Annotated in this window: 17 protein-coding genes; 11 read left to right on the top strand and 6 right to left on the bottom strand. The window is 68.5% G+C overall.

Translation table 11 applies throughout. The features are described 5' to 3' along the window. The first annotated feature begins 3 nt into the window (after positions 1-3). From ACLBW1_RS03515 to ACLBW1_RS03530, 4 genes are read left to right on the top strand one after another with little or no spacing between them, the layout of a single operon-like run. Entirely contained in the window at positions 4-441 is a 438-nt protein-coding gene (locus ACLBW1_RS03515; RefSeq protein ID WP_447810110.1) for a TOBE domain-containing protein, read from the top strand. Then, the gene (modA, locus tag ACLBW1_RS03520) at positions 441-1,232 is read left to right on the top strand and encodes a molybdate ABC transporter substrate-binding protein (protein WP_447810112.1); all 792 of its coding nucleotides are present in this window, start codon (positions 441-443) and stop codon (positions 1,230-1,232) included. The genes ACLBW1_RS03515 and modA overlap by 1 nt, the downstream gene beginning before the upstream one ends. Beyond that, entirely contained in the window at positions 1,229-2,023 is a 795-nt protein-coding gene (locus ACLBW1_RS03525) for an ABC transporter permease (RefSeq protein ID WP_447810114.1), read from the top strand. The genes modA and ACLBW1_RS03525 overlap by 4 nt, the downstream gene beginning before the upstream one ends. Then, positions 2,020-3,087, top strand: a complete 1,068-nt coding sequence (locus tag ACLBW1_RS03530) for a sulfate/molybdate ABC transporter ATP-binding protein (protein ID WP_447810115.1) — start codon at positions 2,020-2,022, stop codon at positions 3,085-3,087. The genes ACLBW1_RS03525 and ACLBW1_RS03530 overlap by 4 nt, the downstream gene beginning before the upstream one ends. Before the next feature lie 4 nt (positions 3,088-3,091). Here ACLBW1_RS03530 and ACLBW1_RS03535 read toward each other — a convergent pair whose 3' ends face one another. The 3 genes from ACLBW1_RS03535 to ACLBW1_RS03545 form a co-directional block, all read right to left on the bottom strand. Beyond that, a complete protein-coding gene (locus ACLBW1_RS03535) occupies positions 3,092-3,661 on the bottom strand; it encodes a dihydrofolate reductase family protein (protein ID WP_447810116.1) in 570 nt (189 codons plus the stop codon). A gap of 61 nt (positions 3,662-3,722) precedes the next feature. Then, entirely contained in the window at positions 3,723-4,757 is a 1,035-nt protein-coding gene (locus tag ACLBW1_RS03540) for an adenylate/guanylate cyclase domain-containing protein (protein WP_447810117.1), read from the bottom strand. After that, on the bottom strand, positions 4,754-5,947 hold the full coding sequence (locus ACLBW1_RS03545; RefSeq protein WP_447810119.1) for a TetR/AcrR family transcriptional regulator: 1,194 nt from the start codon (positions 5,945-5,947) through the stop codon (positions 4,754-4,756). Before ACLBW1_RS03545 ends, ACLBW1_RS03540 begins: the two co-directional genes overlap by 4 nt. A gap of 152 nt (positions 5,948-6,099) precedes the next feature. Between ACLBW1_RS03545 and ACLBW1_RS03550 the strand changes: the two genes are divergently transcribed. The 3 genes from ACLBW1_RS03550 to ACLBW1_RS03560 all read left to right on the top strand — a co-directional run bounded on the left by ACLBW1_RS03550 (position 6,100) and on the right by ACLBW1_RS03560 (position 11,164). Further along, on the top strand, positions 6,100-7,308 hold the full coding sequence (locus ACLBW1_RS03550) for an acetyl-CoA C-acetyltransferase (protein ID WP_447810120.1): 1,209 nt from the start codon (positions 6,100-6,102) through the stop codon (positions 7,306-7,308). Between the two features lie 50 nt (positions 7,309-7,358). Then, positions 7,359-9,533 (top strand): 3-hydroxyacyl-CoA dehydrogenase NAD-binding domain-containing protein, encoded by a 2,175-nt coding sequence (locus tag ACLBW1_RS03555; RefSeq protein WP_447810121.1) that lies wholly within the window; start codon positions 7,359-7,361, stop codon positions 9,531-9,533. Between the two features lie 131 nt (positions 9,534-9,664). Continuing rightward, positions 9,665-11,164, top strand: coding sequence for a flavin-containing monooxygenase (locus ACLBW1_RS03560; protein WP_447810122.1), 1,500 nt, complete (start codon positions 9,665-9,667; stop codon positions 11,162-11,164). On the opposite strand, the gene ACLBW1_RS03565 is transcribed toward ACLBW1_RS03560, so the two are convergent. After that, on the bottom strand, positions 11,149-12,141 hold the full coding sequence (locus tag ACLBW1_RS03565; RefSeq protein ID WP_447810123.1) for a beta-carotene 15,15'-dioxygenase, Brp/Blh family: 993 nt from the start codon (positions 12,139-12,141) through the stop codon (positions 11,149-11,151). The two genes, ACLBW1_RS03560 and ACLBW1_RS03565, sit on opposite strands and share 16 nt — an antisense overlap. A gap of 191 nt (positions 12,142-12,332) precedes the next feature. On the opposite strand from ACLBW1_RS03565, the gene ACLBW1_RS03570 reads away from it, so the two are divergent. Both ACLBW1_RS03570 and ACLBW1_RS03575 read left to right on the top strand, forming a co-directional pair. Beyond that, positions 12,333-13,148 (top strand): bacteriorhodopsin-like, encoded by an 816-nt coding sequence (locus ACLBW1_RS03570; protein ID WP_447810124.1) that lies wholly within the window; start codon positions 12,333-12,335, stop codon positions 13,146-13,148. 123 nt (positions 13,149-13,271) lie between these two features. Continuing rightward, a complete protein-coding gene (locus tag ACLBW1_RS03575; protein ID WP_447810125.1) occupies positions 13,272-14,126 on the top strand; it encodes an alpha/beta fold hydrolase in 855 nt (284 codons plus the stop codon). Positions 14,127-14,129: 3 nt separating this feature from the next. Here the strand turns inward: ACLBW1_RS03575 and ACLBW1_RS03580 are convergent, their stop codons facing one another. Both ACLBW1_RS03580 and ACLBW1_RS03585 read right to left on the bottom strand, forming a co-directional pair. Beyond that, complete coding sequence (locus ACLBW1_RS03580; RefSeq protein ID WP_447811129.1) at positions 14,130-14,816, bottom strand: GAF and ANTAR domain-containing protein; 687 nt, start codon at positions 14,814-14,816, stop codon at positions 14,130-14,132. Positions 14,817-15,091: 275 nt separating this feature from the next. Next, positions 15,092-17,080: a M13 family metallopeptidase gene (locus tag ACLBW1_RS03585; protein WP_447810126.1), complete on the bottom strand. Its 1,989-nt coding sequence runs from the start codon at positions 17,078-17,080 to the stop codon at positions 15,092-15,094. 132 nt (positions 17,081-17,212) lie between these two features. Between ACLBW1_RS03585 and ACLBW1_RS03590 the strand changes: the two genes are divergently transcribed. Beyond that, positions 17,213-18,856 carry an NTF2-like N-terminal transpeptidase domain-containing protein gene (locus ACLBW1_RS03590; protein WP_447810127.1) on the top strand — a complete coding sequence of 548 codons (1,644 nt, stop codon included), beginning with the start codon at positions 17,213-17,215 and terminating at the stop codon, positions 18,854-18,856. A 29-nt stretch (positions 18,857-18,885) separates the two neighbouring features. After that, on the top strand, positions 18,886-20,106 hold the full coding sequence (locus tag ACLBW1_RS03595) for an alpha/beta hydrolase fold domain-containing protein (protein WP_447810128.1): 1,221 nt from the start codon (positions 18,886-18,888) through the stop codon (positions 20,104-20,106). Positions 20,107-20,109: the final 3 nt, after the last annotated feature.

A 20,109-nucleotide genomic window follows, 5' to 3' on the forward strand; every position in this document is an offset into this window, starting at 1 on the left:
CGTATGCGTAGACTCCGACGGGTGGAACACATCCGCGTGCGACGCGCCGCTGAACTGCTCGGCGTCAGCGACGACACCCTGCGCCGATGGATCACCGCCGGCGAACTCTCGTCGTCGACCGACGACGCCGGTCGGACCGTCGTCGACGGCGCCGATCTCGCGCGGTTGGCCAGCCGCCGTGCCCCCGACCCCGTCGCCGACGGCATCGGCGTGGAGCGATCGGCCCGCAACCGCTTCGTCGGGTTGGTGACCGACGTCCGCTCCGACACCGTGATGTCGCAGGTGACCATGCAGTGCGGCCCGTTCGAGGTGACGTCGCTGATGAGCACCGACGCCGTTCGCGACCTCGGGCTCGACGTCGGCGTCGTGGCCACCGCACTCGTCAAGGCCACCACGGTCATCGTCGAACGCCCGGACAGCTCCCTCGAGAAAGAGAACTGATGACCCGCAACCGGATTCGCGTCGCCGGCCTCGTGATCACCGTCGCCGCCCTGGCTGCCGCCTGCTCGGCGGGCGACAACTCGGGCGCGTCGGGCGCGTCGAGTTCGTCGGCGAGCGGCTCGCCCGTCACGCTGACGGTGTTCGCCGCCGCATCGCTGAAGAAGGGCTTCACCGAGATCGTGCAGGACTTCGAGAAGGCCCACCCGAACGTCACCGTGACGACCACTTTCGACGGGTCGTCGGCGCTGGTCACCCAGATCGAACAGGGGGCGACCGCCGACGTCATCGCCACCGCCGACGAGAAGACGATGACGTCGCTCGGCGATGCGGCCGTCGACCCGACGACCTTCACCCGCAACGTGCTGATCATCATCACCGCGCCCGGTAACCCGAAGGGCATCAACGCCGTTCGAGATCTCGCCCGAAGCGGTGTCACGACGGTCCTGTGTGCGCCGCAGGTCCCGTGCGGCAACGCCGCGGCGACCGTCGAGCGCAACGCCGGAGTCGACATCCGACCGGCCAGCGAGGAGACGTCGGTGTCGGGCGTGGTGACCAAGGTGACCAGCGGCCAGGCCGACGCCGGTCTCGTCTACACCTCGGACGCCAAGGCCGCCGGGTCGAAGGTCGCGACGGTGAACGATCCCGCCTTCGCCGCGGTGGTCAACGAGTACCCGATCGCGACGGTGAAGGGCACGAAGCACAGCACCGAGGCGAAGCAGTTCATCGATCTCGTCACCGGCAGCACGGGTCAGCAGGTGTTGCGCGAGTTGGGGTTCGGCGCCGGGCGGTGAAGCCTGTCCGCGGAGTTCCCAGCTGGCTGTACCTACCGGCGTTGATCGGGTTGGCGTTCGTCGTCATCCCGCCGATCGCGCTCACGCAGCGTCTGCCGTGGCGCGACTTCTGGTCGTCGATCACCTCCGAATCATCCCTGCAGGCACTGGCACTGAGCCTGCGGACCGCCGCGATCAGCACCGTGCTGTGCGTGATCATCGGGGTGCCGATGGCGGTGGTGTTCGCCCGGTCCGACGGTGTCGTGCTGCGGATCGTGCGCGCCCTGGTGCTGCTGCCGTTGGTGCTGCCGCCCGTCGTCGGAGGGATCACGCTCCTCTACGCCTTCGGTCGCCGAGGCCTCATCGGCGAGCACCTGACGGTGATCGGCATCGACATCGCCTTCTCCACAACCGCGGTCGTGCTCGCGCAGACCTTCGTGGCGTTGCCGTTCCTGGTGATCAGTGTGGAAGGGGCGCTGCGGGTCTCGGGGTCGTCGTACGAGCAGGTGGCCGCCACCCTCGGCGCCGGTCCGACCCGCACACTGTTGCGGGTGACCATCCCGCTGGTCGCCCCGGCGCTCCTGAGCGGACTGGTGCTGGCGTTCGCTCGGGCGATGGGGGAGTTCGGGGCGACGATCACGTTCGCGGGCAATGCGCCGGGTGTCACGCAGACCGCGCCCCTGAAGATCTACGTCGACGAGATCAACGATCCGCAGCAGGCGCTGCCGCTGTCGTTCGTACTCATCGTGGTCGCACTCGTCGTGGTGATCGCGGTGCATCTGCGTCGACCGGGCGCGCAGGCGGCCCTGTGACCGGCCTCCGGATCCGGGCGACCTCGGTCGCCCCCGACCTCGACGTCGACATCACGGTGCCCGACGGGTCGACGGTCGCGGTGCTCGGTCGCAACGGCGCGGGCAAGAGCAGTCTGCTCCACCTCGTGGCCGGGCTGCTGCGCCCGGCGTCCGGCGAGATCAGCGTGCACGGGCGACCTCTCGCCGACAGCGACACCTTCGTCGCACCCCACCGCCGGTCGGTGGCGCTGCTCGGGCAACGTGCCCGGCTGTTCCCGCACATGACGGTCGCCCGCAACATCGCCTTCGCGCCCGCTGCGGCACGGTTGGGCCGCACCGAGATCCGACGCCGCGTCGAGCACTGGGCCGACGCGGTCGACGTCACCGACCTGCTCGACCGCAAGCCCCACCAGCTGTCCGGAGGGCAGGCGCAGCGCGTCGCGGTCGCTCGAGCCCTCGCCGCCGATCCGGCGGTGCTGCTGCTCGACGAACCGTTCTCCGCGCTCGACGTCGACGTCGCGGCACGCCTGCGCACCCTCGTCTCCACGGTCCTCGCCGACCGTGGACGCATCGCGATGCTGGTCACCCACGACCTCGTCGACGCGGTGACCCTCGCCGACACCGCCCTCGTGCTGGCCGACGGCCGGGTCACCGCGCAGGGGCCCGTACGCGACGTACTCGCCCGCCCGACCGACGATTTCGCGGCCCGCCTCGCGGGACTGAACCTCATCGCGGGCCGGTGGGACGGTGCGGGCGTGACGGTCGGCGACATCCGCGTGGTCGGTGCGGTCGGCGCCGAGATCGCTCCGAAGGTCGGAGCCGCGGTCACCGCGATCTTCGACCCGTCGGCGGTCGCCGTCTACACCGATCCGCCCGTGCACGGGAGCCCACGGAACGTCCTCGCCGCGACGGTGCGCGAGATCGCCCCGGTGGGTTCGAGGGCTGCGGTGCGCTGCGCCGTCTCGGGTGTCGACATCACCGCCGAGGTGACCTGGGCCGCCGTCGCCGATCTCGCTCTCGTCACCGACACCGACGTGTGGTTGACGGTGAAGGCGGGCGAGGTGCAGGTGTACCCCTCCGCCTGAACGGTCAGTCGGCGTGGACGACGTCGAAGATCTGCTTGGTGATCCCGTTGCCGTACGCCTCGTTCTCGACGAGCCGCAGGTGCGTGGTGTCCTTGTCGGCCTCGCTGAACAGGCGCTTGCCCGCGCCGAGGAGAACCGGGAACACCAGCAGGTGGTAGCGGTCGACGAGTCCGGCGTCGGCGAGTGAGGCACCGAGAGTTGCGCTGCCCTGCACGAGGATCGGTCCGCCGTCGGTCTTCTTGAGCTCGGCCACCTCGTCGACCGAGCGCAGGATGGTCGCCGGCCAACGCTCGTCGTCGGATTCCAGCGACGTCGAGACGACGTAGCGGGGGAGGGTGTTCATGTGGGCGAACTCCTCCATCGTCGGCCACACCGGAGCGAACACCTCATAGGAGGTGCGACCGAACAGCAACGCCCCGGTCTCCTGCTGCTCCCGACCCTTGATCTCGTAGGCCGCGGGGTCGAACTCGATGCCCTCGAAGGTCCACCCGGAGTTGCGGTAGCCGGGCTCCCCGCCGGGTGCCTCCATGACCCCGTCGAGTGAGACGAACGCGGTGACGATCAGCTGGCGCATGGGAACTCCTGGGGAAGCGGGATGGTCGGTCGGCGATGTAGACCGTGACTGTCGCCGGAACTCATCGCGAGCTGTCGGACTTGTCGTGATCGCGGTCGAGCTCGATGACCCGCGCCTTGAGATGCCGGTACCCGCGGACGCTCAGCGAACCGATCGACTTGAAGAAGTACCGCTCGTCGTCGACGGCGTCGGCGAGCTCCGCGTCGCACAGCGATGTGCCGGGGCGCGCCGAGCCGGTGAGTCGTGCCGCGATGTTGACCGGTTCGCCGAACACGTCGCCGAACCGGGTGAGCACGCGACCGTAGGCGAGACCGACCCGCAGCGGCGGGATCTCGTCACGCTCGGTGAGCGTGTGCAGCTCGAGCGCGATCTGCGTCGCCTGCACCGGGTCGGCCACGGTGAACATCACCGCGTCGCCGAGCGTCTTCACGATCTGTCCGTCGTGATCGGTGATGATGTCGTTGGCGCGACCCTCGAACGACTCGAGCAGCGCGTTGAGATCGTCCATCCCGATCTTCCGGGACAGGCTGGTGTAGCCGACGATGTCGCAGAACCCGACGACGAGTTCGTGCCCGACGGCGTCGTCGGGGACACGGTCGGAGTCGATGTTGCCCCGTTCTGTGTCGATGTTGCCCCGTTCTGTGTCGATGTTGCGCAGTGCGGCCGCGAGGTGACGCCGCCAGATCAAGGTCTGCACACGACTCATCGCCATGGCCATCTGCCCGAGGCTGGTGTCGACGCCGCTGTCCCGGTCGAGTTCGTCGAGCCGGTAGGCCTGCCAGTCGGCCAGCCGCGACATCGTCTGTCCGATGGCGCGCGCCGCGGCGACGGCCTGCCCCTCCGGCGCCGAGCGGTAGGCGGCGATGACCAGTCCCATCGCCGACAGGTCGTCCTCGGTGAAGATCGGCTGATCACGGGAGTCGTGCGCGAAACCGAACGCCCGCCAGATCTCGTCGGCGAATTCCGAGTCGATGTCGAGTTCGTCGACGGCCTGATCTCGGGTGAACACCCGGGGCCCGCCGAGCAGCATCTCCTCGACCGCGGCCAGTCGATCGTGCGGGGGATCGCCCTGCGGGGTGTCCTCGGCAGCGGTCACAGTCCCAGAACGCCTTTCATCATCAGCGCGAGTCGTCCGGGGAGCTCCGGTCGGTCGCGTCCCCGCCGCATCCGCATCGCGTCGTTGGCGATGCTGAGTGCGGCGTGCACGGTGACCGCGGCCTCGGCCCGGGGGAGCCCGGGATCGATCTCGCACACCAGCTCGATCCAGCGTCGCACGTACTGGCGCTGCGCGGCGAGCAAATCACGCGCATCGACATCCCGCAGCACGGTGCCGTTGTGGAAGGCGACGGCGAGGTCGGGGGTCGCGGTGAGCACCGTGACGTAGGAGTCGGCGAGCCGCGACAGGAACTCCTGCGGGGTGCGCGACGCGGCGTGGGCGGCCATCGCGCCGGCCTCGAGGCGCGCTGCGCTGCGCTGACCGATGCTGGTGAGGATCGCGACCTTGCTCGAGAAGTGCCGGTAGACACTGGGTCCGGTGATGCCCACGGCCTCACCGATCTCGTCGACACCGACGTTGCCGAACCCGCGTCGCTCGAACAGGATCGACGACGCGTCGAGGATCTCGTCGCGCCGACCCATCGGCTCGGGTCCGGGTAGCGCGTCGGTCGCGAGCATCGGTGCGTCGGCGGTGCGCACCGACACGACCCGGGTGATGAGCAGGCGCAGGCGGGCGTGTGCGCGTGCCGCCGGGATGCGGGTCGCGTGCATGCTCGTGCTGCCCGCGATGCTCAACGCCGCCCACGCCAGCTGACGGGCACCGCGGTCGTCGAGGTCGGCCCGTCCGATCTGTAGCGCGCGGGCCCATCGTGCGAGCACCGCGGTGGTGCGTTCCGCGACCTCGCGGTTCTGCTCGTAGGAGAGGAAGGCGCCGTTCCAGCGCCACAACACCGCGGCGTCGGGGCGGCGGATGCCCATCGTGCAGATGCTGTCGACGAGGCCGGCCAGGCGTGCGGGATCGTCGGCCGCCAGACCGTCGGCACGGTCGAGGGCGCGGTCGGTACAGGCCTCGAGGTCGTCGACACCGGCGAGCACGGCGGCGGCGAGGAGTGCCTGCTTGTCGGAGAAATGGCGGTACACCGACGGTCCGGTGACCCCGGCGGCCTTCGCGATGTCGGCGACCGACACGTGCGAGTAGCCCCGTTCGCCGAACAGCTGCGCCGCGAGCGCCACGAGTTGGCTCTTGCGGTCGGCCGGGCGGCGTGTGGCGGGCGGGTCGGTGGCGGTCATGGTGAACAGACCTTAGCGCAGAAACTGACCCCGCCGACCGGTTTGACGAGCCGGTATAGCCAAACAAGTTATCGAGCGTTAGCCTCATGCATAGACGTGGACCGGGTAATGGACCCGCCACACCCGATGTACATCGGAAAGGAACATGCACCATGAGTGACGCATTCATCTACGAGGCGATCCGCACGCCGCGCGGCAAGCAGCGCAACGGTTCGCTGCACGGGACCAAGCCGGTCGACCTGGTGGCCGGACTCATCGGTGAGCTCCGCACCCGCTTCCCCGAGATGGACCCCGCCGACATCGACGACGTCGTGCTCGGTGTCGTCTCGCCGGTCGGCGAGCAGGGCGCGGTCATCTCGCGCACCGCCGCCCTCGTCGCGGGCCTGCCCGACACCGTCCCCGGCACCCAGATCAACCGCTTCTGCGCCTCGGGCCTCGAGGCCACCAACCTCGCCGGCCAGAAGGTCGCGTCGGGCTGGGACAACCTGGTGATCGCCGGTGGCGTCGAGTCGATGTCGCGGGTGCCCATGGGCTCCGACGGCGGTGCGATGTTCCAGGATCCCGCCACCGCCTACGACCTCTACATCGCCCCGCAGGGCATCGGCGCCGACCTCATCGCCACCCTCGAGGGCTTCAGCCGTGAGGACGTCGACGCCTACGCCGTGGAGTCGCAGAACCGCGCCGAGGCCGCATGGTCGGCCGGCTACTTCGCGAAGTCGGTCGTCCCGGTGAAGGACATGAACGGTGTCCTCATCCTCGACCACGACGAGCACCGTCGCCCCGGCTCGTCGGTGGAGTCGTTGGGCAAGCTCAAGCCCGCGTTCGCCGGCATGGCCGAGATGGCCGGCTTCGACGAGGTCGCCAAGCAGAAGTACCACGCCGTGGAGAAGATCAATCACGTCCACACCGGCGGCAACAGCTCCGGCATCGTCGACGGCGCCGCGCTGGTGCTCGTCGGTTCGGCCGAGGCAGGCAAGCGCGCCGGCCTCACGCCGCGTGCACGCATCGTCGCCACCGCGCAGACCGGCAGCGATCCCACGATCATGCTCACCGGTCCGACGCCGGCCACCGAGCTGGTGCTCAAGAAGGCCGGACTCACCGTCGACGACATCGACGTGTTCGAGCTGAACGAGGCCTTCGCGTCGGTCGTCATGAAGTGGATGAAGGACCTGAGGATCCCGCACGAGAAGACCAACGTCAACGGCGGCGCCATCGCCATGGGCCACCCGCTGGGTGCGACCGGCGCGATGATCCTCGGCACCGTGGTCGACGAGCTCGAGCGCAGCGGCGGCCGCTACGGCCTCGTCACGTTGTGCATCGGTGGCGGCATGGGTGTCGCGACCATCATCGAGCGCGTCTGATCGCCCGGCCCCACCTCACCACTCACCTCTCAAAGGACCTTTAGAAACACATGAGCGACAACATGATTGCCTGGGACAAAGACGCCGACGGGGTCGTCGTCCTCACCATGGACGACCCGAATCAGGGCGCGAACACCATGAACGACCTGTTCATGAGCTCGCTGGAGGCCACCGTCGACCGCCTCGAGGCGGAGAAGGACGACATCACCGGTGTCGTGCTCACCTCGGCGAAGAAGACCTTCTTCGCCGGCGGCGACCTCAAGGACATGACCAGTGACCGCGGCGACCGCGACAAGGTCGAGATCGCCACCGAGATCACCCAGCGCACCAACGCGATGAAGAAGAACCTCCGTCGCCTGGAGACCTTCGGCAAGCCCGTGGTCTCGGCCATCAACGGTGCCGCGCTCGGCGGTGGCCTGGAGCTCACCCTCGCGACCCAGCACCGCATCGCCGCCGACGTCAAGGGCGCCTCCCTCGGACTGCCCGAGGTCACCCTCGGTCTGCTGCCCGGCGGCGGCGGTGTCGCGCGCACCGTGCGACTGCTCGGCATCCAGAACGCCCTGATGGGCGTCCTGCTGCAGGGACCCCGGCTGCGTCCGGAGAAGGCCAAGGAGATCGGCCTGATCCACGAGGTCGTCGGCAGCGTCGAGGAGCTCCTGCCCGCCGCGAAGGCGTGGCTCAAGGCCAACCCCGAGGCCGTACAGCCCTGGGATGTCAAGGGATTCAAGATCCCCGGCGGCTCGCCCACGAGCCCGTCGGTCGCGCAGTTCCTGCCCGCGATGCCGGCCATCCTGCGTCGTCAGGTCAAGGGCGCGCCGATGCCCGCACCGCGTGCGATCCTGTCCGCCGCGGTCGAGGGCGCGTTGGTCGACATCGACACCGCCACCGAGATCGAGACCCGCTACTTCGTGTCGCTGGTGACCGGCCAGGTCGCGCAGAACATGATCAAGGCGTTCTTCTTCGACCTCAACCACATCAACGGCGGCGGCTCGCGCCCCGACGGTTACGACAAGTGGTCCGCCACCAAGGTCGGCGTCATCGGCGCCGGCATGATGGGCGCGGCCATCGCGTATGTCTCGGCCAAGGCCGGTATCGACGTGGTGATCAAGGACATCGACCTCGATGCGGCCAAGCGCGGCAAGGCCTACTCGGAGAAGCTCGAGGAGAAGGCACTCTCGCGCGGCAAGACCACGCAGGAGAAGTCCGACGCTCTGCTCGCCCGCATCCACCCGACCGTCGACGCCGCCGACTTCGCCGGTGTCGACCTCGTCATCGAGGCCGCGTTCGAGTCGGTCGACGTGAAGCACAAGGTGTTCCAGGAGATCGAGGACATCGTCTCCCCCGACGCCGTGCTCGGGTCGAACACCTCGACGCTGCCCATCACCATCCTCGCCGAGGGCGTCAAGCGCTCCGAGGACTTCATCGGCATCCACTTCTTCTCGCCTGTCGACAAGATGCCGCTGGTGGAGATCATCAAGGGTGCGAAGACCTCGGATGCGGTGCTGGCCAAGGTCATCGACTACACCCTCGCCATCAAGAAGACCCCGATCGTCGTCAACGACAGCCGTGGCTTCTTCACCTCGCGGGTCATCGGCACGTTCATCAACGAGGCCATCGCGGCCGTCGGTGAGGGCGTCGAGCCGCAGATCATCGAGCAGGCGGGTCAGCAGGCCGGTTATCCGGCTGCGCCGCTGCAGCTCTCGGATGAGCTCAAGCTCGGCCTGATGCAGAAGATCCGCAAGGAGACCCAGGAGGGCGCCAAGGCCGAGGGCAAGGAGTTCCCCGACCACGGTTCCTACGACGTCATCGACCGCCTGCTGGAGCAGGGTCGCGACGGCAAGGCCGCGGGCAAGGGCTTCTACGACTACGACGAGAACGGCAAGCGCACCGGCCTGTGGCCCGGACTGCGTGAGGAGTTCAAGTCGGGCAGCACCGATGTCCCCTTCCAGGACCTCATCGACCGGATGCTGTTCGCCGAGTCGCTCGAGACCGTGAAGTGTTTCGACGAGGGTGTCATCACCTCGATCCCGGACGCCAACATCGGTTCGATCTTCGGTATCGGCTTCCCGGCGTGGACCGGTGGTGTCGTGCAGTACATAAACCAGTACCCGGGTGGACTGCAGGGCTTTGTCGATCGCGCCCGCGACCTGGCGTCGAAGTACGGCAAGCACTTCGAGCCGCCGCAGTCGCTGGTCGACAAGGCCGCCAAGGGTGAGAAGTACTGATCTGATCGACTGATCTGATCGGGACAGTGCGGCCCGGTTCCTCCACAGAGGAGCCGGGCCGCTTTGTCGTCTCGAGCCGCTGACGGCGGTTTCCACACAGTCAGCGCCGCGCTTCAGCGATACTGACGTTCATGAATGGCAACAACGTGTCCGCCCGGCCTGATCACGAGATCGTCATCGTCGGCGGTGGGTTCTCCGGTATAGGCGCGGCCATCATGCTCGGCAAGGCCGGGTTCGACGACTACCTGCTGGTCGAGGACGGTGACGGCCTCGGTGGGGCGTGGCACTGGAACACCTATCCCGGCGTCGGCGTCGACATCCCGTCGTTCAGCTATCAGTTCTCCTTCGAGCAGCGCGCCGACTGGTCACGCGTGTTCGCGCCCGGATCGGAACTGAAGGCCTACGCCGACGACTGCGTGCGCAAGTATGGCGTCGACGCGCACACGCGGCTCGACACCCGCGTCGTCGACGCCGACTTCGACGCCACCGTCGACCTGTGGACACTGACCCTGCGCGGCGGCGAGACGCTCACCGCGCGTTACGTCATCGGCGCGACGGGCGTGCTCACGCAGCCCAAGCCGCCGGAGATCGACGGGATCGACTCGTTCGCCGGCACGGTGATGCACACCGCGCGGTGGGATCACGACGTCGACCTCACCGGCAAGCGCGTCGCGGTCATCGGCACGGGTGCGTCGGCGGTACAGGCGATCCCGGCCATCGCGCCGATCGTCGATCACCTCACGGTCTTCCAACGCACCCCCATCTGGTGTCTGCCGAAGCCCGACGCACCGATGCCGTCGGCCGCACGCACCGCGCTGGGCGCCATCCCGGGCGCGAAACGCCTGGCGCGCACGCTGAGTCAGGTGTTCGTCGAGTTCAACTTCCCCCTGCCCGCGCACTTCAACGGAGTGCTGCCGATCGCATCGGTGGGCGAGCGGTTGGGCCGCGCCTACCTGCGCGGGGCCGTTCGCGATCCGCGCACGCGCGAGAAGCTGACACCGCGATACGCGCTGGGCTGCAAGCGGCCGAGCTTCTCCAACGCATACCTGCCGACCTTCAACCGCGACAACGTGACCCTGGAGACCACCTCGATCGAGGCGATCACCCCGACCGGGATCCGCACCGTCGACGGAACCGTGCACGAGATCGACATCCTCGTGTTGGCAACGGGTTTCAAGGTGTTCGAACGCGGCAACATGCCCCCGTTCGGCGTGCGTGGCATCGGTGGCATCGACCTCGACACGTGGTGGGACAAGAACCGTTTCCAGGCGTTCCAGGGCGTGAGCGTGCCGGGCTTCCCGAACCTGTTCACCATCCTCGGGCCCTACGGCTACAACGGGTCCTCGTACTTCAACCTCATCGAGACCCAGACGCGACACATCCTGCGGTGCCTGCGCCGAGCGCGCGACACCGGTGCGACCAGGGTGGAGGTGAGCGAGGAGGCCAACGCCGAGTACTTCGAGGCGATGTTGGCCCGGCGCGGCAATCAGGTGTTCTTCCAGGGCGGTTGCGGCGGCTCGAACAGCTACTACTTCGACGACCACGGCGACGTCCCGTTCCGTGCGTCGACGACGCTGGAGACGATGTGGACAAGCCGCCGGTTCGATCTGGGGAGCTACAGCTTCACCTGACCGACCCGACGAGGTGGCGAGGCCGGGGCCGGGGCCGGTCGCGCGCGATGGGCGTGCGCGTCGAGGGCGGCGACGACCACCATGTGCGGTGCGGTGAGCGCGAGGAGGACGACGATCGCGGCCGCGACGGCGCCGACGGTGGAGTCCGAGCCGACGACCACGGCCACGATGGCGGTCAGGGTGAGCAGAGCGCCGACGGTCGCAGGTGCCGCGCGTAGCGCGAGCCTTCGGGTCGCGGCGGTGACGGTTGCCGATCGACCGTCTGTGACCTCGATGTCGACGAGGCGCGCGAGATGACGGGGTGCGTGCCACAGTCCGAACCACAGTGCGAAGGCGGTCAACGGCGCGACGGTCGCACCCACCGCCGCGACGACGGCCACGTCGACGACCCCGGACCAACGGCCGCGACGCGCGAACCAGATCACGCTGATGACCGCCGACACGACCCACAACCCGATCACGGCCGCCTGCATCGCATCATCGGCGAGCAGACGCGCCAAGGACCCCGACAGCGTCGCCAGGGTCTCATCCCATCCGGGGCCGCCGCGCGCGAGCGGAAGGATCAAGCATCCGGCACCGGCGATCACCATGCCCACCCGTGGAACCGTTTCCGCCGCAGCGACATCCATGGTCTCGACCTCACCGAGCCCGAAGTGGACGACGCTGGCCACGATCATGACGGCCAGGGGGATCGGCCCACCCCAGTGCAGGAGCGCCCACGCGCCGGCGGCGAGTACGGCGTAGCCGGCCGCCGCGACCGACGCCCGCACGGCGAGCATGCGGGCGGCGACGAGGTGATCGAGGGCGCCGTGGGGGACGCCGAGGACGAGGCCGAGCGCGACGAGCGCGGCCTGCAGCGGCGCCGGATCGGCCATCGTGCGGTCGGCGACCAACGACACCAACGCCGCACAGACGAGCGCCATCCGCGATGTGCGGGCTGTGATGGCAATGGGGCCAGCGGTATTCGCGACGGACACGTTCGTCAGTATGCGCTCGGCGGGCAACGAAGGATGGTCACGAAACCATAACTATTGAACCGGTCGGTCACAATTGAACAGCTGATCCAACAAAACCGTTGATCCGGTACTGGGCTGGGAGTTCATTTATGTGAGCGGCGCCGGTGCTCTCGCCGAAGGGGCCGCACAGCCAACCAGAGAGGTGGGATCAGATGATTCCCGAAGTACTGACGAAGGGTCAGTTCGACAGCGTCTACAACGTGCTGTCGCTGGCCATCGCGGCGCAGTTGTTCACAGCCATCTTCCTGCTCGCGGTGCAACCCCGTGTGCTGCAACGATATCGACAGGCGCTCGTGATCTCGGCGATCGTCTGCGGCATCGCGGCGTATCACTACTTCCGCATCTTCGACTCGTTCAAGAAGGCGTTCGTATCCGACGCCCCCGGTGGCGACGGCACGTACAAGCAGGCCATCGGTGAGTCGTTCAACGAGGGATACCGCTACGTCGACTGGCTTCTCACCGTTCCGCTGTTGCTGACCGAGCTCGTCGTGGTCCTGGCTCTGGCCCGCAAGCTGCAGGCGTCTCTGCTGTGGCGGCTCATCCCGGCGTCGGCGCTGATGATCGTCCTCGGCTACCCGGGTGAGATCAGCGGCGACAACACCACCCGCCTCATCTGGGGCACGCTGTCGACGATCCCGTTCCTCTACATCCTCTACGTGCTGTTCGTCGAGCTGACCCGTTCGCTCGACCACCAGTCACCGTCGGTGCGGATGACGGTGTCGCGCATGCGCATCCTGTTGTTCGCAGCGTGGGGTGTCTACCCGATCGCGTATCTGCTGCCCGTGCTCGGTGGTGACGGCGCGGTCGCGTGGGTCAGCAAGCAGGCCGGATACAGCGTCGCCGACATCGTCGCCAAGTGCCTCTACGGACTGCTGATCTACCGCATCGCGCGGCTCAAGACGTTCTCCGACGATCCGGAGTTCGCGGCGAAGGAAGGCAAGGACGACCTGGTCGAGGCACGCGGCTGACGCTGCCCCTGACCATCCACCGGCCGCCATCCCCCCGCCGGCGGCCACGGCGCCCGAGTGTTCGCATGCCGAGCACTCGGGCGTTCGGTGTACCGAAACGAGAACACGTTCTAGTGTGAGCGGGTGGACGTGACATTCGAGGGCACCCGACGCGAGCTCACCACCGACTCCGGCGTGCTGCGCTATCACGAGGCGGGCGATCCGTCGGCGCCGCCGCTGATCCTGCTGCACGGGTCGGGGCCCGGCGTGACGGGCTGGCGCAACTTCCGCGGCAACCTCGGCACCTTCGCCGAACACCACCGCTGCCTCGTCCTCGAGTTCCCAGGGTTCGGCGTCAGCGACGCCTGGGAGGGCATGCCGGTGCTCAACGCCGGCAAGGCCGTGAACCTGTTCATGAACTCGCTCGGCATCGAGAGCGCGGCGATGGTCGGCAACTCGATGGGTGGCGTCGTCGGGGTCAACCTCGCCATCCGCAAGCCCGAGCGGGTGAGCAAGCTCGTCACCATCGGCGGGGTCGGTGGCAACCTGTTCAGTCCCTCGCCCAGCGAAGGGTTGACGCTGCTGCAGGAGTTCGCCGACGACCCGGACCGCGACAAGCTCGTGCGCTGGCTGCGCGCGATGGTCTTCGACAAGGCCCTGGTGACCGATGAGCTCATCGCCGAACGGTGGAAGGCGGCGACCAACCCCGACGCGCTCGCGACCGGTCGCGCGATGTACGGGTCCGCGGCCTTCGAGATGCAGCAGCAGTTCATGGCCGCCGCCGACACCCCGCCCTACTGGGCGATGATGCACAAGGTTGCCTGCCCGACGCTGCTGACCTGGGGTCGCGACGACCGTGTGAGCCCACCCGACATGGCGCTGGCGCCGATGCGCCTCATCCCCGATGCACAGCTGCACGTGTTCCCGCGGTGCGGGCACTGGGTGATGATCGAGGCGAAGGCGGCGTTCGAGGCGACCGTGCTCGCCTTCCTCGCCTGAGGGCTACTCGCCGGGACCGGCGTCGACCACCTGCAGCGCCACGTCGGCGAGCTTGGTGTTCGAATCCTGCGACAGCCGTGCCAGCAAGCGGAACGCCTCGTCGGAGTTCAGCGTGTAGCGCTCCATCAACATGCCCTTCGCCTGGCCGATGATGTCGCGGTTGGTGAGCGCCGCACGGATCTGTTCCTTCTCTCGCACCGAGGAGAACGCGATCGCGGCGTGCGCGGCGAACAACGCGCCGATCGAGCGGGAGTCGTCGTCGAACGCGTCGACGCGGGTGCTGTGCAGGTTGAGGGCACCGAAGTTGTCGCCCTCGACGTAGAGCGTGAAACAGAGCATCGAACGGATGCCCAGCTCTGCGGCGGCGGCGCTGAACGCCGGCCACCGGTCCTCGGTGGTCATGTCGCGGATCCACACGGTGTCCGAGTGCAGCGCCGAACGGATGCAGGGGCCCTCGCGCAGCTCGGCCTGCAGTCGGTCGGACTCGCGGGCCAGATCACCGATGAGCACCGGACTCTCCACGGTCGCATTACCGGTGACCAGGGTGATGCTGGCGTACTCGGCCCCCGGGATCGACTCGACGGCCGAGGCGCAGATCGCCCGCAGGATCGTGTCGGTGTCCTGACTCTCCGAACGCAGCCTGCGCGCCACGTCGGCCATCTGCGCGGGCAGCGCGGCGACGGGGGACATGCTCGCCACCGGGGCCGGTTGCGAGAGGATGCCCGAGTCGCTGACCTCGCCGTTCTTGTCCGCCACCGACTGCATGTGACTCCCCCCTCGGAGCTTTTCCTGCACTTCTTCGCTCAACTGATCCATCTCGTCCGCTGTTTCTCTCCGTGGGCCGCCACCTGGCATGCGGCGACCACCGGGCGAGACGGCCACCTTGCTCTAGATGTCGGTCGGGAAAGTGTAGCCAGCCGAGACCATCTCCTGTGCCCCAGCCGAGAAATGGCCGGACGAACCACTCACCAGATCCGGACGCGCTCGGCCGGGTCGAGGTAGAGCCGGTCGCCGGGCCGGACGTCGAACGCCTCGTAGAACGCGTCGACGTTGCGGACCACACCGTTGCATCGGAACTCCGGAGGTGAGTGCGGGTCGACGGCGAGTCGGGTGACCGCGGCGGCCTCGCGGAGCTTGCTGCGCCACACCTGGGCCCACCCGAAGAACACCCGCTGCAGTCCGGTGAGTCCGTCGATGACCGGCGGCTCGGCGCCCTCGGTGGCCAACCGGTAGGCCACCAACGCGATCGACAGACCACCGAGGTCGCCGATGTTCTCGCCGATGGTGAAGGCGCCGTTGACCTTGTGGGACTCGTCGAGGCCACGCGGGGTGAACTTGTCGTACTGCTTGATCAACACCTTCGTCCGCTTGCCGAACTCGGTGCGGTCGGCGTCGGTCCACCAGTCGACCAGGTTGCCGTCTCCGTCGTACTTGGCGCCCTGATCGTCGAAGCCGTGGCCGATCTCGTGGCCGATGACCGCGCCGATACCGCCGTAGTTCGCGGCGTCGTCGGCGTCGGGGTCGAAGAACGGCGGCTGCAGGATCGCCGCGGGGAACACGATCTCGTTCATTCCCGGGTTGTAGTACGCGTTGACCGTCTGCGGGGTCATGAACCACTCGTCCCGGTCGACGGGTCCACCGATCTTGGCCAGCTCCCGGTCCTGCTCGAAGGCCGAGGCACGGGCGACGTTCCCGACGAGGTCGTCGGCGGTGAGCTGGAGACCCGAGTAGTCGCGCCACTGCGCGGGGTAGCCGATCTTGGGGGTGAACCGGTCGAGCTTGGCGAGCGCCTTCTCGCGCGTCTGCGGGCTCATCCATTCGAGATCGTCGATGTTGCGGCGATAGGCCTCCACCAGGTTGGCGATGAGTTCGTCCATACGGGCCTTGGCCGCGGGCGGGAAGTGGCGCTCGACGTAGATCTTGCCGACCGCGAAACCGACCGCCGCCTCCACCAGGCCGACACCGCGCTTCCATCGCTCGCGGTTGACCGGCGTGCCCGACAGGGTGCGGCCGTAGAAGTCGAAGTTCTCCTCGACGAACTGCGCGGGCAGGTACGGGGCCGCGGAGTGCACGACCTCCCACTGCAGCCAGGTGATCCAGTCGGTGAGCGGACGGTCGGCCACCAGGCCGCCGAGTCCGTCGACGAACGACGGCTGCCGCACCACGACCTCGCTCAGTGCGGACTGCTCGACACCCAACCCGCGCGCCCACGCGGCGATGTCGAAGGCGCCTGCCGCCGAGGCGATCTCGGCGAACGAACGCAGGTTGTAGGTGAGGTCGGCGTCACGACGCCGCACCACGTCCCAGTGGAAACCGGCGATCGCGGTCTCGAGGTCGAGGACGGTCGCGGCCTTCGTCTGCGCGTCGTCGATGCCGGCGAGGGACAGCAGCGCGCCGACATGCGCGCGGTAGGACTCGCGCGTCTCGCGGTGCTTGTCCTCGGTGTAGTACGACTCGTCGGGCAGGCCGATACCCGACTGCGACAGGTGCACGAGATAGCGGTCGGACTGCTTGGAATCGGTGTCGACGTAGAAGCCCAGTGCGCCACCGGCTCCCGCGCGCTGTAGCTCGCCCATCACCTCGACGAGTTCCTCGGTCGAGCCGATCGCCGCGACACGGTCGAGCTGTGCGCGGATCGGGTCGAGCCCGAGTGCCTCGATGCGATCGGTGTCCATGAAGCTGCGGTAGAGCGCGCCGATCAGCTGCGTGTCCGATCCGGCCGGCGCATCGGGTCGATCGGCGCACTCGACGACGATGTCGCGGACGTTCTCCTCGGCGCGATCGCGCAGTGTGTAGAACGAGCCGTCCATGGGACGGTCCTCGGGGATCTCGTGCTCGGCGAGCCAGATGCCGTTGACGTGCTCGAACAGATCGTCCTGCGCACGGATCGACTCGTCCACCCAGTCGAGGTCGATGCCGGAGGGAGTGGGTGCGGGAGCGGTTGAGGAGGTCACGTCACCATCCTGCCTGACGTGGACGACCCCGCCCGGGCGAGTGAGTCGGTTACTCGATCGTGACGGGACCGTAAGCGAAACGGGAACACCAACGGTGTCATTAGTTATGTGACAGGAGTGAACTGACTCATCGTGAAGGTTGTCATCTCGACCCGTGTGCGCGTCATCGCCGCGACGGTCGTCAGTGGTGTGTTGGTGTTGTCGTCCTGCGGTGTCTTCAGCGACGAGCCGAAGACCGATTCGCAGCGGATGCTCGACGTGTTCGCCTCGGCGATCTCGGCGCAGGACGCCGCACGCGCCGCCGCCCTCACCTCCGCGCCGGGACAGGCCGCCACCCAGATCGGCGACACGCTCACCGGGATGCACGCCGAGTCGGTGTCGGTGAAGGTGACCGATCCGGTCGAGTACTCCGACCACACCGCGAGCTACGGACTCACCACCACCTGGCACCTCGGCCGCGACCGCGAGTTCACCACCACGACCACCGGGACCGCCCGCAAGCTGACCGCGGGCTGGCGGGTGCAGTGGGATCCCGCCGTCCTCGCGTCGGGACTGCAGGCCGGCGGGGTGCTGCGGGCGATCCGCACCGACGCCCGCCCGGCACCGGCGGTGCTCGACGCCACGCGCGCACCCTGGATGGCGTTGCAGCCCACCAACGGCATCGTCATCGACCCCGCCACGACACCGGACCTGCCGACGACGGTGCGTCGCCTCGCGGCGGTGATCGCACCGATCGCGCCGCTCATCACCGCACCGGTCATCGACCGCAGGCTCGCCGACGCCGGCGGAAAGCCGGTCGAGGTCGTCTCGCTGCGCGACTCCGACATGACCGTGCTCGCCGGCAACCCGGCCGCCGTACCCGGTGTCTCGGTGAACCGTTCCGGCGCGCTGCTTGTCACCGACCGCCGGGTGAGCTCACCGCTGACCGACGGGATCACGAACTACTGGCAGGCGATCCGCGACGCCACCTCGGGCTGGGCGGTGGAACTCGCAGACCGGACCGGTGCGGTGACGCGACTGGCCGGCGCACAGGGTCCGGCGGCGCCCAGCTTCTCGACCACGTTCGCCCCCGGGGTCCAGCTCTCGGTGAACGAATCGGTCGTCGACGTCGCGCAGCCGGCCACCATGCTCGTCCTCGACGCGAAGTCCGGCGCCATCCTCGCCGCGGCGAACAACGACGCCGCCGATGCGGCACAGGCCGGCGCCGGTGGTTCCGCGCTGACCGCGACGACCACCCCCGGCAGCACACTCGGCCCGGTGACCTCGGCCATCGCGGCCGCATCGAAGGGTGACGACGAGACCGCCCAGAAACTGCTGCACACACTGGGGCTCGGCGTCACCTACGCGATCCCGGGTGTGTCGACGCCGTCGGCGACCACCTCGCGGGTGTCCGCCGCGGCGTTCGACCCGAACTCCCTGCAGGTCTCCCCGGTGTCGATGGGCGCGTTCGGTGTCGCGATGGCCCGGATGAGCTCGGTCGCGCCGACCTTCGTCTCCGGTGTGCCGACGAAGGTGCGCGGCGGCGATCTCGGTCCGGTCGACGCCGGTGTCGGGGCGGCGGTGAACGCCGCGATGCGCGCCACCGCGAAGACCGGTGACGCCAGCGACCTCACCGGGGCGCCCGGGTTGCGCGCGTTGGTGGGGACCAACGGTCCGCAGGGACCGGGGTGGTTCGTCGGGATCGTCGGGAAACAAGTCATCGTCGTGCACTGTGCCGGTGCACGATCCGGCTCGGCGGCACTGCAGGTGGCCCAGAAGTACTTCCGGAGTCGGTGACCGGGCCCGATCGCTGACATCATGGCGGCATGCGCAAGTTCTCGCGGTTCCTCGCGACCTTCTTCGGCGTGCTGCTCATGCTCTACACCGTGGTCGGGCAGCTGCTGGCCCTGACGCCCGTGCCGTGGATGTCGTGGATCCTGGCGGCAGGCTTCTTCCAGACGGTGTTCATCGCCATCGACACACTGCGCGACACCCTCGGCATCTACAACGTGGTGATCGCACTCATCGCGCTCGCACTCGTCTTCCGCACGGTACGACCGCGTCGGTGGCGGCCGGAGGGTCTCAGTCGGCGCCGCACGATCGTCGCCGGACTCGCCGGCTTCGGCGCGGTGGCGTCGGTGATCACCATGATCGTGGTCAGCGTCGGGGTCGCGAGCGCGGGTGCAGGTTTCGCCTTCTTCACCCCGCCGACCCCCGGTGGCGACCTCGGGCGCGGCCCCGACCAGCGGGTCGAGACCGGCACCGTCGGTGCCACCACGCTGCACGCCGATCTCTACCGCCCCGACGGCGCCGGGCCGCACCCGGTGGTCGTCTTCGTCCACGGCGGCGCGTTCGTGGCCGGTGCGCCGGGACCCAACCCCTACAACCGATTCCTCGCCGACCACGGCTACGCGGTGCTCGACGTCGAGTTCCGGTTGGCGTCGGCCACGGTGCACAACTGGGACACCCAGGTCGGCGACGTGGGATGTGCGCTCACGTGGCTGACCCGCAACGCCTCCGCCAACGGCTTCGACCCGAACCGTGTCGTGATGTTCGGTGAGTCCTCCGGCGGGAACCTCGCGATCAACGCCGCCTACATGTCGGTGACGAAGACGTTGACGCCGACGTGCGGCACCGCAGCCGAGATACCGAAAGTGGTTGCCGTGGTGGGGGGATACCCCGCCGTCGACCTGACCCAGGCCTACGCCGACTCGGCGATCGGCAAGACCGTCGGCATGCAGTTCGTCGGCGGGTCACCCGAGGACTTCCCCGAGCGCTACCGCTACATCGATGCGGCCAACCACATCACCGCCCAGTCGCCGCCGACACTCATCGTGCAGGGTGGAGCCGATCACCTGGTGCTGGCGAGTTCGGTGAAGCGTTTTGCCGGCGAGCTGTCGGCGGCGGGGGTGCCCAACCGCTATGTCGAGCTGCCCGGCCTCGGGCACGGTATCGGCGACACGTCGTCACCCGGCACCGCCGGGGCGAAGACGATGCGCAACGCCGTGATGAAGTGGCTGGACCGGTACGTGCCCCAGACCTCCTGACCG

The sequence above is a fragment of the Williamsia sp. M5A3_1d genome, from assembly GCF_053345315.1.

Bases quoted from the DNA above. Each gene is read 5' to 3' on its own strand.
- ACLBW1_RS03515 (WP_447810110.1), top strand. From the start codon at position 4: ATGCGTAGACTCCGACGGGTGGAACACATCCGCGTGCGACGCGCCGCT.
- modA (WP_447810112.1), top strand. From the start codon at position 441: ATGACCCGCAACCGGATTCGCGTCGCCGGCCTCGTGATCACCGTCGCC.
- ACLBW1_RS03535 (WP_447810116.1), bottom strand. From the start codon at position 3,661: ATGCGCCAGCTGATCGTCACCGCGTTCGTCTCACTCGACGGGGTCATG.
- ACLBW1_RS03545 (WP_447810119.1), bottom strand. From the start codon at position 5,947: ATGACCGCCACCGACCCGCCCGCCACACGCCGCCCGGCCGACCGCAAG.
- ACLBW1_RS03550 (WP_447810120.1), top strand. From the start codon at position 6,100: ATGAGTGACGCATTCATCTACGAGGCGATCCGCACGCCGCGCGGCAAG.
- ACLBW1_RS03555 (WP_447810121.1), top strand. From the start codon at position 7,359: ATGAGCGACAACATGATTGCCTGGGACAAAGACGCCGACGGGGTCGTC.
- ACLBW1_RS03560 (WP_447810122.1), top strand. From the start codon at position 9,665: ATGAATGGCAACAACGTGTCCGCCCGGCCTGATCACGAGATCGTCATC.
- ACLBW1_RS03570 (WP_447810124.1), top strand. From the start codon at position 12,333: ATGATTCCCGAAGTACTGACGAAGGGTCAGTTCGACAGCGTCTACAAC.
- ACLBW1_RS03580 (WP_447811129.1), bottom strand. From the start codon at position 14,816: ATGTCCCCCGTCGCCGCGCTGCCCGCGCAGATGGCCGACGTGGCGCGC.
- ACLBW1_RS03595 (WP_447810128.1), top strand. From the start codon at position 18,886: ATGCGCAAGTTCTCGCGGTTCCTCGCGACCTTCTTCGGCGTGCTGCTC.